This is a genomic window from Mucilaginibacter sp. P4_G9 (genome assembly GCF_056400985.1).
In genome coordinates this window covers 1-12,307 of sequence record NZ_JBFUKF010000151.1, presented here as the reverse complement: position 1 = coordinate 12,307, position 12,307 = coordinate 1, and the positions used below count along the sequence as shown (strand labels likewise).

10 protein-coding genes are annotated in these 12,307 nt (G+C 44.0%); 7 read left to right on the top strand and 3 right to left on the bottom strand.

What is annotated here, in order from left to right; genetic code table 11:
- From AC1DPZ_RS14210 to AC1DPZ_RS14185, 6 genes are all read left to right on the top strand, one after another.
- The coding region (locus tag AC1DPZ_RS14210; protein ID WP_477404418.1) for a helix-turn-helix domain-containing protein at nt 1-645 on the top strand (645 nt) is incomplete at its 5' end.
- A 209-nt stretch (nt 646-854) separates the two neighbouring features.
- Nucleotides 855-2,708, top strand: a complete 1,854-nt coding sequence (locus AC1DPZ_RS14205) for a sodium:solute symporter family protein (RefSeq protein ID WP_477404416.1) — start codon at nt 855-857, stop codon at nt 2,706-2,708.
- Nucleotides 2,709-2,722: 14 nt separating this feature from the next.
- Entirely contained in the window at nt 2,723-3,907 is a 1,185-nt protein-coding gene (locus tag AC1DPZ_RS14200) for a glycoside hydrolase family 130 protein (protein ID WP_477404414.1), read from the top strand.
- A gap of 78 nt (nt 3,908-3,985) precedes the next feature.
- Nucleotides 3,986-5,197 (top strand): AGE family epimerase/isomerase, encoded by a 1,212-nt coding sequence (locus AC1DPZ_RS14195; RefSeq protein ID WP_477404412.1) that lies wholly within the window; start codon nt 3,986-3,988, stop codon nt 5,195-5,197.
- 6 nt (nt 5,198-5,203) lie between these two features.
- Nucleotides 5,204-6,475, top strand: a complete 1,272-nt coding sequence (locus AC1DPZ_RS14190) for a glycoside hydrolase family 27 protein (RefSeq protein WP_477404410.1) — start codon at nt 5,204-5,206, stop codon at nt 6,473-6,475.
- 247 nt (nt 6,476-6,722) lie between these two features.
- Nucleotides 6,723-7,631: an Rpn family recombination-promoting nuclease/putative transposase gene (locus tag AC1DPZ_RS14185; RefSeq protein WP_477404408.1), complete on the top strand. Its 909-nt coding sequence runs from the start codon at nt 6,723-6,725 to the stop codon at nt 7,629-7,631.
- A gap of 349 nt (nt 7,632-7,980) precedes the next feature.
- Here AC1DPZ_RS14185 and nhaA read toward each other — a convergent pair whose 3' ends face one another.
- Both nhaA and AC1DPZ_RS14175 read right to left on the bottom strand, forming a co-directional pair.
- Complete coding sequence (gene nhaA / locus AC1DPZ_RS14180) at nt 7,981-9,279, bottom strand: Na+/H+ antiporter NhaA (RefSeq protein WP_477404406.1); 1,299 nt, start codon at nt 9,277-9,279, stop codon at nt 7,981-7,983.
- A gap of 113 nt (nt 9,280-9,392) precedes the next feature.
- Nucleotides 9,393-11,261, bottom strand: coding sequence for a M1 family metallopeptidase (locus AC1DPZ_RS14175; protein WP_477404404.1), 1,869 nt, complete (start codon nt 11,259-11,261; stop codon nt 9,393-9,395).
- Between the two features lie 145 nt (nt 11,262-11,406).
- Between AC1DPZ_RS14175 and AC1DPZ_RS14170 the strand changes: the two genes are divergently transcribed.
- Nucleotides 11,407-11,643: a hypothetical protein gene (locus AC1DPZ_RS14170; RefSeq protein WP_477404402.1), complete on the top strand. Its 237-nt coding sequence runs from the start codon at nt 11,407-11,409 to the stop codon at nt 11,641-11,643.
- 212 nt (nt 11,644-11,855) lie between these two features.
- On the opposite strand, the gene AC1DPZ_RS14165 is transcribed toward AC1DPZ_RS14170, so the two are convergent.
- Nucleotides 11,856-12,307 (bottom strand): NUDIX hydrolase (locus AC1DPZ_RS14165; RefSeq protein ID WP_477404400.1); only part of this gene is annotated, 452 nt, incomplete at its 5' end.

The following is a 12,307-nucleotide window of genomic DNA, read 5'->3' as shown; positions in this document are numbered from 1 at the left end:
ACGCACCAATGCCAGAGCGAGGAGATTACGGAGGTAACCATCCAGTTTCACAAAGATTTGTTTGATGAAAAATTTCTGAAACGTAACCAGATGAGCTTTGTAAAAAGCATGCTGGAACGCTCGCTGCGCGGGATAGTTTTTTCGCCCGAAACCATACTCGCATTGAAAGACCGGATCATAAACCTGGATAAAAAGAGCGGCTTTGATTCGGTGCTCGAGCTGATGTCTATCCTGCACGACCTGTCTATATCGCGCAATATGAGGATGTTATCTGACCCGAGTTTTACCAACGATAAGTTTTATTACAACAGCCGCCGTATCGAAAAGGTATTTGAGCATATGAATGTAAACTACAACAAACAGGTAACCCTTGCCGAGGTATCAAAAATTGCCAACATGCCCGAGGCCTCCTTCAGTCGGTTTATCAAAAAACGCACGGGTAAAACCTTTATCGATAGTTTAAACGAGATCCGCCTTGGCCATGCCTCCCGCATGCTGATAGACTCCACCGCCACCGTTGCCGAAATAGCTTATAAGTGCGGGTTTAACAACATCTCTAATTTCAACAGGATCTTTAAGCGCAAAAAGCTGTGTATTCCCAAGGAGTTCAGGGAAACGTACACCGGCAACAGGGTGTTTATTTAAGCAATTTGAAAATTTGGTGATTTGAAGATTTGAAAATGCACTGATATCGCCAATAATTAAAATATTAGGTTAAAAAAGTATTATAAAATTGACGGTAATAAGCTCACTTTTGAATTGGCCRGTTTTGAGAAAAAACATACACTTTTTTCGAGTTTTTGATAAGAAAAGTCGAGAAAAGGTTAAAAAAAATAACAATTTATTTAAAATAAATGAAGCTACACTTAATTGATGTTACCATCATAGTGTTGTACCTGCTAAGCACCATTTTTATTGGTTTGTGGTACCGTAAAAAGGCCCGCGAAAATAAGGAGAGTTATATGCTTGGTGGTAAATCGCTGCCCTGGTATAAGCTGGGGTTGAGTGATGCATCGGATATGTTTGATATCAGCGGCACTATGTGGATGGTGAGCCTGTGCTTCGTGTATGGCATGAAGAGTATCTGGATTCCCTGGCTGTGGCCGGTATTTAACCAGGTGTTTTTAATGATGTACCTCTCGCGCTGGCTGCGCCGCTCAAATGCTGCCACAGGCGCCGAATGGCTGGCTACCCGTTTTGGAAAAACCGGCCCGGGTGTAGGTAGCTCACACAAAATAGTGATCGCATTTGCTTTATTAAGCTGCCTGGGCTTTTTGGCTTATGGGTTTATTGGCCTGGGCAAGTTCATCGAGATCTTTATCCCCTGGGATTTAGTGAAGGTCTACGTTCCCTTCAATGTTGCTCCGCAGTATGTGCCTCATATTTACGGCATTATATTTACGCTGTTTGCTATGTTCTATTCCATTTTGGGCGGCATGCATAGTATTGTTTTGGGCGATATGATTAAGTACGGCATTATGTCTGTTGCCTGTATCTGGATAGGTTTTATTGCTGCCAGCAAGTTAACCGGGCATAACCTCAACGTGCCCGACGGTTGGTACAGCCCATTTTTTGGTAAGCACCTGGATATGAACTGGTCGGGCATTATTGCCGAGGTTAACCAAAAAATACAGGATGATGGCTACTCGCTGTTCGGCTTGTTTTTTATGATGATGACATTCAAAGGGTTCTTCGCGGCGCTGGCCGGACCGGCGCCGAATTATGATATGCAAAAGATCCTCTCAACCCGTTCGCCCGAGGAAGCCAGTAAAATGAGCGGATTTGTAAGCATTATCCTGCTGCCTATCCGCTACTCGCTTATTGTAAGTTTAACCATATTGGGTTTGCTTTATTACCATGAAATGAACCTGAAAGATGCTGCCGGAGGTATCGATTTTGAAAGGATTTTGCCGGCAGTTATCAATAACTTTTTACCTGTAGGGTTGGTGGGTTTGTTGCTTGCCGGTTTATTAGGGGCCTTCATGAGTACATTCAGCGGTACCATGAATGCGGCGCAGGCTTATATTGTTAACGATATTTACCTTAAATACTATAACCCTGCAGCATCTACCAAAAAAATTATCACCATGAATTACYTGGTTGGGGTAGTTGTAGTGGCAGTGGGGGTGGTCCTGGGCTTTTTTGTAAAGGATGTAAACAGCGTACTGCAATGGATCGTATCGGCGCTTTATGGCGGCTACATCGCATCCAATGTGCTCAAATGGCATTGGTGGCGCTTTAATGCCAATGGCTTCTTTTATGGCATGCTGGCCGGCATTTTATCGTCGATGATATTCTCAGGGTTATCCTTCCTGTTTCCGCTGCTATTTCCAACCGGTGCGTTGCTGTACTGGTTCCCGGTGTTGTTTTTAATCTCGATGGCAGGTTCGGTTATAGGCTCCTATGCAAGCGCACCTACCGATATGGAGGTTTTAAAAGCTTTTTACAGCAATGTACGTCCCTGGGGTTTCTGGCAGCCGGTTAAAAAACTGGTAATGGCCCGGGATGCAAGCTTTGTGCCCAATAAAAACTTCAAACTGAATATGTTCAACGTGGTAATAGGTACAATAGGGCAATTGTGCCTTACCATATTGCCCATGTATCTCATCCTCAACCAAAAAATGCCATTGCTGGTAACCGTAGCCTTGCTGGCTGTGATCATGCTGATCCTGAAAAGAACCTGGTGGAATAAATTAAAAGATTATTGATAGCATAGATATATATGACCCCTGAATTTAAACAAAGGCTGGCCCTGCTGCAACAGGAACAACAGCAACTTATAACAAAACCCAATCAAACAGCCGGTACCGGTAATGGTGCTTTTGATCGTTATATTAACCCGGTGCTTACGGCGGCACATACCCCCATCAACTGGCGGTATGACCTGGATGCTGCTACCAACCCATACCTCATGGAGCGTTTTGGCATCAATGCGGTTTTTAATGCCGGCGCTATAAAGTTTAATGGCAGGTATATGATGGTGGTTCGTGTGGAAGGAGCAGATCGTAAATCCTTTTTTGCAGTGGCTGAAAGTCCCGATGGCGTGAGCAACTTCACTTTCCGGGAATATCCTATCGATTTGCCACAAACGGATGAGCCTGATACCAATGTATATGATATGCGATTAACGCAGCACGAGGATGGCTGGATCTATGGCCTGTTCTGCACCGAAAGGAGAGACCCCGCCGCCCCTGCTCACGACCAATCAATGGCTGTTGCCGCATGCGGAATTGCCCGCACAAAAGACCTGGTGCAATGGGAACGCCTGCCCGATCTGAAAACCAATTCGCCGCAGCAACGGAACGTAGTATTGCATCCCGAGTTTGTGGAGGGTAAATATGCCATGTACACCCGTCCGCAGGATGGTTTTATCAGYGCGGGTACGGGTGGAGGTATTGGTTTTGGTTTAACCGATAACATGGAAAATGCGGTTATTGACCAGGAAACTATCATCGATAATAAAATTTATCATACCGTTTACGAAGCCAAAAACGGCCAGGGCCCGGCGCCTATAAAAACGGGCAACGGATGGCTGCACCTGGCGCATGGCGTACGTAACACCGCAGCCGGGTTGCGTTATGTGCTGTACATGTTCATGACCGACCTGCATAACCTCACCAAAGTTTTATGCAAGCCCGGCGGTTACTTTTTAGCACCCGAGGGAGAAGAACGGGTAGGTGATGTATCAAACGTGGTTTTTTGTAATGGCTGGATAGCAGATGATGATGGTAAAGTATTTATTTATTACGCTTCATCAGATTCACGCATGCATGTAGCTACCACCACAGTTGATAAACTGGTTGATTATGTGGTGAATACCCCTGCGGATGGATTTAGATCGTCAACTTCGGTTGATACGGTTTATGAGATTATTAACAGGAATAAAAATTTGCAGGATGCTGTTTGAAATTTTGAAAGAAAACAGCCCTGATATCATTTCATCATAATGACTTTTTAGCTTTGTAGCGGATTTTATCTATAAAAAATGCATATACATACAGATGGTCCCGGAGATATATTGGCAAACTACAAAACCGAACTTATTGCCGAGTTAAGTAACATCGTTGCCTACTGGAAAAAACATGCACCAGACGAGATAAACGGCGGTTTTTTTGGTAAGATAAATAATGATAACAATGTTACTGCCAATGCACCCAAAGGTTCGGTTCTCAACGCGCGGATCTTGTGGAGCTTTTCGGCGGCTTATAATTTAAAGCCGGATGCCGAAAGCTTGCAAATGGCCCACCGTGCTTACAATTATATAAGCAGGTATTTTATTGATGCCGAATTTGGCGGTGTATACTGGTCGGTTGATTATGAGGGCAATAAACTGGATACTAAAAAGCAGGTTTATGCCAGCGCGTTCACCATTTATGCCCTGAGCGAATATTATAAGGCTTCTGGTWTAGCCGTGGCCAAAGAGCAGGCTATAGCCCTGTATCATTTACTGGTTGCTAAAAGCTATGATAAGCATAAAACCGGCTACATGKAAGCCTTCACCCACGACTGGCAACCTATTGGCGACCAGCGCCTGAGCGCGAAAGACGCCAACGAAAAGAAGACCATGAACACCCATCTGCATGTACTGGAGGCGTACACCAACCTATACCGGATCTGGCCCGATAAAGGACTCCGGAAGCAGATAAAAACACTGATAGGGAATTTTTTCGATCATTTTATCGATGTAAAAACCCATCACCTCGTATTGTTCTTTGATGAAGACTGGAACGGAAAATCGGACACGGTATCATACGGGCACGATATTGAGGCAACCTGGCTTTTGCTGGAAGCGGCCGAAGTAATAAATGACATATTGTTGGAAGAGGATATTGAGGAAATGTGCCCTTTGATAGCCGATGCTGTTTTGAAAGGCCTGGATACCGACGGCGGTTTATGGTACGAGTACGAGCCTGCCAAACATCACCTCATTAAAGAGAAACACTGGTGGGTACAGGCCGAGGCGATGGTGGGCTTTTTTAACGCCTGGCAAATCAGCCGGGATCAAAAATACCTTGATCTATCTGTAAAAAACTGGGCTTTTGTAAAGGCTAAAATATTGGATCAGCAAAACGGTGAATGGTTTTGGGGGATAAAGGAAGACGGCAGCATTATGCCTGGTGAAGATAAGGTTGGCCTTTGGAAATGCCCTTATCACAACAGCAGGGCTTGTATTGAAATTATAAAACGGATAAAATAAMATTATATGAAAATATACAATAAGACTTTGTTAGCTGCATTAGTAAGCATCGTAGCTTACGGAACTGCGATAGGCCAAACTGCGGATGGGGCGGCGCCTATTGCGATAGCAAAAGAACAACCAGCGTCACGGGCAGATAATTTAGCCCCTACACCACCTATGGGCTGGAATACGTGGAACACTTTCCAGACCAATATTGATGAGCCATTGCTAAAAGGTATGGTTGATGCCTATGTATCGTCGGGCATGCGCGATGCCGGGTACAAGTATTTTGTGCTGGATGATGGCTGGATGACTATGGAGCGCGACAAGAACGGCGACCTGGTGGCGGATCCTAAGAAGTTTCCTAATGGCATGAAAGCTTTTGCAGATTATGTGCACTCCAAAGGGCTTAAGTTTGGTATTTACAATTGCGCGGGCAACAAAACCTGCGCAGGTTTTCCGGGCAGTCGTGGGCATGAGTACCAGGATGCCCGTTTGTACGCTTCTTTTGGTGTGGACTTTTTAAAGTACGATTGGTGCAATACCGATAGCCTTAACACCCGTGAGGCCTATATAACCATGAGCCAGGCGCTGAAAGCATCGGGCAGGGCAATTACCTTTAGCCTGTGCGAGTGGGGCAATCACCAACCCTGGCTTTGGGCCAAAGGTGTTGGCGAACTGTACCGTACCACCGGCGATATCACCGCCAGTTTTGATAAGGATAAGCACCTTAATAACTGGACAGCGCTAAGCGTAATGTCTATTTTAGATAAACAACCTGCTATTGCCAAATACAATGGCCCCAATCACTGGAACGACCCCGATATGCTTGAAGTTGGCAACGGCATGAACTTTAATGAAGATAAAGCACATTTCTCGCTCTGGTGTATGCTGGCCGCTCCATTAGCCGCTGGTAACGATCTGCGTAAAATGTCGCCCCAAACAAAATCCATCCTCACCAATAAGGAGGCTATAGCCATTGATCAGGACGCCTTGGGGATARCAGCCTCGAGAGTTTACCAGGTAGATAGTCTGGAAGTTTGGGCTAAGCCATTGAGTAATAATGAGGTGGCTGTTTGCTTTTTAAACCGGTCGGTATCGCCAAAGCAAATAACCTACAACTGGCAGGAAAATCCAATAAAAAATGAACCCAACAACATTAGTATCGACTTTAAACAGACATCATTCAAGCTGCATGATATTTGGACGAATAGGGATCTGGGTACTACAAAAAAGCAATTTAAGCAAACCATAGCCGGGCATAGTGTTATTTTGATGAGGTTAGTGAGGCCGTAGGTTGGATGTGCAAATGAACTGTCTGAACCGGGATTACTAACATCCAGGACTTGCATGTCGTACACCTTGCAGGTGGGCTGCAATCAAGTTAGCTTGCAACTGTTAATATCCTCAGGGCTCTCCAATATTTATCCCGGCGTTGACTAACTTCGCTGTAACAATGATTAAGGAATTATAGAACTAAAAATGGCATACGTTTTACCTCTAAGATGGGTTTTTATGCCAAAATTATGCTTTATCTTTGGCTATGCCCGAAAATAAACTGCCTGTTACAGGGAAATACATTGACCCTTTAGTTGATTTTGCCTTTAAGAAAATATTTGGGAACGAACCTAATAAGGATCTGCTGATCGCTTTTTTAAATGAAGTGTTCAGGGGGCGCAAGCATATTGTAGATTTAGTTTACAATAAAAATGAACACCCCGGCGATTTAAGGGACGAAGGTGCAGCCATATTCGACTTGCTTTGCACTGGCAATAAGGGCGAAAGCTTTATAATTGAAGTGCAGCGGGGCCGGCAGGGATATTTTAAAGAAAGGGCTTTGTTTTATACCAGTCGCCTCATAAGTGATCAGGCACCCAAAGGCAAACGCAGCGAATGGGCTTACAATTTAACAGAGGTGTACCTGATCGCCCTACTGGAAGATTTTACGCTTGAAGTAAGCCCTGCAAATGAATACCTGCATGATATATACCTGTGTAACAGGGATACAGGCAAAATATTTTACGATAAACTGGGTTATACTTATATTGAATTAAGTAATTTTGTAAAAACAGGCGCCGAACTGGAAACCGATTTGGATAAATGGCTTTATGTATTAAAGCACCTTAGCCAAATGGATAAGATCCCGGTTTACCTGCGGAAACCGATATTTGAGAAATTGTTCAGTATTGCAGAATATACTAACCTGACAAAGGAGGAAAAAACGATGTACGATAGCAGTTTAAAATACAAATGGGATAATAAGAATGTGTTGGACTATGCTTTAAAAGAAGGTATGGAAAAAGGCATTGCACAGGGCATTGTACAGGGCATTGAACAAGGTGAATATAAAAAAGCTATAGCCATTGCCCGGGAACTCAAAAAGGAAGGTTTAGCCATTGAATTTATTGCAAAAACTACTAAACTTTCCATTGAAGAGATAGAAAAGCCTTAACAACCATGTACGATAGCAGCTTAAAATACAAATGGGATAATAAGAATGTGCCGGATCACCTTTGGTTGGTATTTCACCATACCTGTATTTTTGAGGATAATATGTTGTAAGCTACTGGAATAGTATAATGCAGATCATTCATAATGATGCATACTGCCAATCTCACGGCTACATCATTTCACAAACTACCTTATAATAAAAGCAGGCGCGGCGCATGCATCAACTACTGTGGCCAAAATTCTGTAAATTCAATAATTCTTTTTTAACGGCGGAGCTTTTTTGAATACCAATAAAAAGCAAATTCCTGCCAGAAATTCCGGTTCAGATAAAATCCCGGTTCATACAATCATCAAGATTTCTTCAACACAATCACCCCCAAAATTCCCGACAATAGCGATGCCAGCAAAATCCCATACTTAGCCTGGTCAACCATTTCGGGATGGGTAAATGCCAGACCAGAGATAAAAAGCGACATTGTGAAACCAACCCCGGCTAACAGGGCTACGCCTGTAATTTGTTTCCAGCTGGCTTTTGCGGGTAGCTGCGCGCCAAATTTAACCATTAGCCAGGTTGCCAGTAAAACGCCAGCAAATTTACCTGCAAGCAAACCAATGGCTACGCCCATACTTACCGGGTTAAGCAACGATGTAAAGAAAGCGGCGCCAATAATGATCCCGGCATTTGCAAGGGCAAACAGCGGCATTACTACAAAAGCTACCCAGGGATGCAGGGCGTACTCTACTTTTTGCAGCGGTGTTTCGGCATCCATGCTTAGTTCTTTTATTTTTTCGATGGTATGGTGTTGCTCGGATGTTGTAAGGGTGCTGTTGTTGGGGATCTGTTTTTCAAAATCGAATAACAATTTTTTCAGGCTTTCGGCATAGCTTTTTTCGTTGATGCGTGTACGCGCGGGGATAGTAAAGGCTACCAGTACACCGGCTATGGTAGCGTGTACGCCCGAGAGTAAAAATGATACCCAAACCGCGAAGCCTATCACCAAATAAAAAACAATACTGCGGATGCCCAGCTTATTGCCAATGAGTAGTATAATCAATAACCAAACCCCAATAGTTAATGGCACAAGCGCAATATGCGAGCTGTAAAATATGGCAATGACCAATACGGCACCCAAATCGTCGGCCACAGCCAAAGCCGATAAAAACACTTTTACCGAGGATGGGATCTGCTTGCCCGCTATAGATAGAAGTGCAAGAGCGAAGGCTATATCTGTAGCCATAGGGATGCCCCAGCCATGTTCGGCATTTGTACCTTTGTTAATGAAAAAGTAAATGAGGGCAGGCACCAGCATCCCGCCCAAAGCGGCTACCATGGGCAAAGACGCCTTTTTTAAGGTAGATAGCTCGCCGGCCATAAATTCCCGTTTCAGCTCCAGGCCTATCACAAAGAAAAATACCGCCATCAGGCCGTCGTTTATCCAAAGGTGCAATGGATGATCGAGCACATAACCCCCAAAGCCCAGCGAAATTTTAATATCCCAAACCTGGTGGTATGAATGCGCGAACGGAGAATTTACCCAAATAATAGCCGCCAAAACACTGATAAAAAGCACTATCCCGCTGGTATGCTCCTGGTGTATGAACTTACTTACCGGCTCGGTGAATTTATCAATTGGTAGTTTTTGCCTCATTATTTTTTTTAGTATCAAGTAATTAGTATCAAGTATCAAGACAGAGGGACTGTTAGTTCCTGATTCTATTTTTCCTGTCCTTTATCCTTACTCCCAAAATCCTTGCTCCAACCTCAGGGTTTCCAAATATTATTCTTTTTATCTGCGTCAGCATCATAAGTGGTGCCCAGCAAGATTTGTTTTATTGCCCCTTTTGCAATGAAACTCAGCGTGGTTGTTTTGTTGCCTTTTGCCCACGCTGCAATGCTTTTGCCCACCAATTGCTTGCTGCCATCGGCATAAAGAACGGTGAGATGTACGGGCACTGCTTTGTTGCCTATGCTGGTAACGGTAACGATATACTTTGATGCCGCATGGGTTACTTTGCTAATGGCAAGGTCGGGTATTCCATTATCAAAAAACCAGTTTTTCCAGAACCAGTTCATGTTGATGCCGGCTCCGGCGTTCATACAATTAAAAAAGTCGTGCGGCATGGGGTGTTTGCCATGCCACAGGCTGATGTAGTTGTGAAGGGCTTTGGTAAACAGTTTGTCGCCCAGCATTTCTTTTACATACAGGTATCCCAGGCCGGGTTTAGGGTAATTATCGGTGAATTTGCCAACACCGGTTAATGCCGGGGTAAGTGTCATGATCGGTAAATCCTGCTCAGATCCTGCAGAAACATTTACCGCGCCCATGCCATAAAGATCTACAATTGTAGGGTCAATCTCCGGGCTAATAAGCCATTCGCCAATAGTTGCCCAGCCCTCGTCCATAAAGCCATACTTAGTTTCGTTAATCCCCATATAAAAGGGGAACATGGTATGGAAGATCTCATGGTCGGTTAATTCTATCGCATCCTCGGTTTGATCCAGCGGGTTGTCATTTACCATCATGGGGTACTCCATCTGGTCGAGGCCGTCAAAAACGGTTTCATGCGGGTACGGGTAAGGCCATTTAGGGAATTTATAGCTCATGGTTTCTACCGTTTTGCGGGCATAATTTACTACCGCGAAGTAATCCTTATGGGCAGGGTTAAATACCGCATCTACACGGGTACGCCTGCCGGTTTTTGGATCAACAACCAGGCTGCTTGCCTTCCAGATGTAATGATTACTGGTGGCAAAGGCCAGATCGGTAACACTATCGGCCTCAAATTTCCAGGTATTGGTAAGGTTCTTTTTGGTTATATCTGCTGCTGCCAAATTCGCTTCGGTAATAATATCAGTTACTTTATCATCATGGCCCGCTGCGGTTATCAGTTTTACGTATTTGGGATTGTAAACCTCATCGGGGTTTTTAAGATCACCGGTTGCCCAAACCTGGTAATCGCCGGGAACAGTGATCTCGGCGCTGAAATGACAAAAATCATTGTAAAACTCTTGCGAACCTACATACGGGTATTCGTTCCAGCCATCAATATCATCATAAACAGCAACACGCGGGAAAAAGTAGGCTATAAAAAAAGCGCCATCATCTACCTGCCCGGTGCGGATATGTGATGTTTTGTTAAGCGTGTAGGAATAGGCAATATCTAAATGAACTTTTTGTTTAGGACTGACAGGCTGCACCTTTACCTCCATGTTGGTGCCGCTGATGTGGCGTTTTGCGCTATCTAATAGCTGGTTATCTATGCTCATGGATTTGATCTGCACGCCATCCGTAAGGTCGTTTGGCGATACCGCCATATCCCGTATTGCACCCTTTTGATAAATATTGGGATAAAGCTTAAACTGGATTTTTTTAAGTGTATCAGGACTGTTATTGATATAATCGATACCAACTGTGCCGCTAAGCACGCGGGTTTTAGGGTCGAAATTTACTTTTATGGTATAGTTTGCCGTGTTTTGCCAGTAATTTATACCAGGCGCACCACCTTTGGTACGTGTGCCTTTGGTGTAGGTTTTTTGCAGGGTAGTGGTTATAGGTAAAGTTATTTGTGCCGGTGCTATGGTAGTGCCCAATAGTAAAACTACAGGGAGTAATTTTTTAAGGTTGATCATGAAGCCAGATTATCAGTTATATTTGAGGTAAATATAATAAACAGGAAAATAAAGCTGTTGGATTTAACAGTTAGTACGTTATTATTACATCCGGCTAAACCATTATCAGCCTGTTTAAGTATTTCCAATTATAAATTGAATTACAATGACTGCAGAAAAAATGATCATCATTACAGGCAGGCAATACCTCGAACTTAAAGAAAGTTTAGAGAGTGGCCAGGGCCTTACCTATAATATAGGCACCGATAAGCATCCCGAAATGGTTAAAATAACCAATATGTATATGGATACCGACGCCGATTTTACCCGTAACTCGGGCCAGTTTGCCAAAATGAACGAGAGTTTAAATGTGCAGGTGAAGCTGGAGTATGTGGCGGAATAGAATTTTAAACTAAGTGAATAAATCGCGCTTGCGAAAACTAAAGTCCGGGGACTCTGAAGGGGAAATGACGTTTTAAAAGGTTTGTCATCCTGAACGGAGTGAAGGATCTATTCGAAGACTATACAGGGCGAAGAAGCATTGCGTATAATAGATGCTTCACTCCGTTCAGCATGACAAAAGGTTTTTTTGCAAATGCGTCATGGGTATAATCTTTACCATCCCCCCTTAAAACCCTCAGTTAAAGCATTGCTATAATTCTTCAGATCGAAAGAGTATAAATAAGGGGCCTTATGTGCTCCTCCCTTACGGGGCTGCTCGGCACGGTTCAGGATGCCAAAGGCTAATATCCGGCGCTGAAAATTGCGCCGGTCCAATTTTTTATCCAGTATGGTTTCGTACAGTTTTTGCAGCTCGGGCATGGTAAATTCCTTTGGCATCAGGTTATAGCCAATAGGCTGATAGTTTAGCTGCAGGCGCAGGGTATCCAAAGCGGTTTTAAATATCAGGGAATGATCCAGCTGAAGTTCGGGCATATCATCCAGGTCACGCCAGCCGCATAGCTCCGAGAAACGGTCGGCTTTTGGTGTTACTTCAAAAAAGTCGACCAAGGCATAATAGCCTATAGTTAAAAATCTGTTCGAGAACCAGTTTTGCTCGGGCGGCA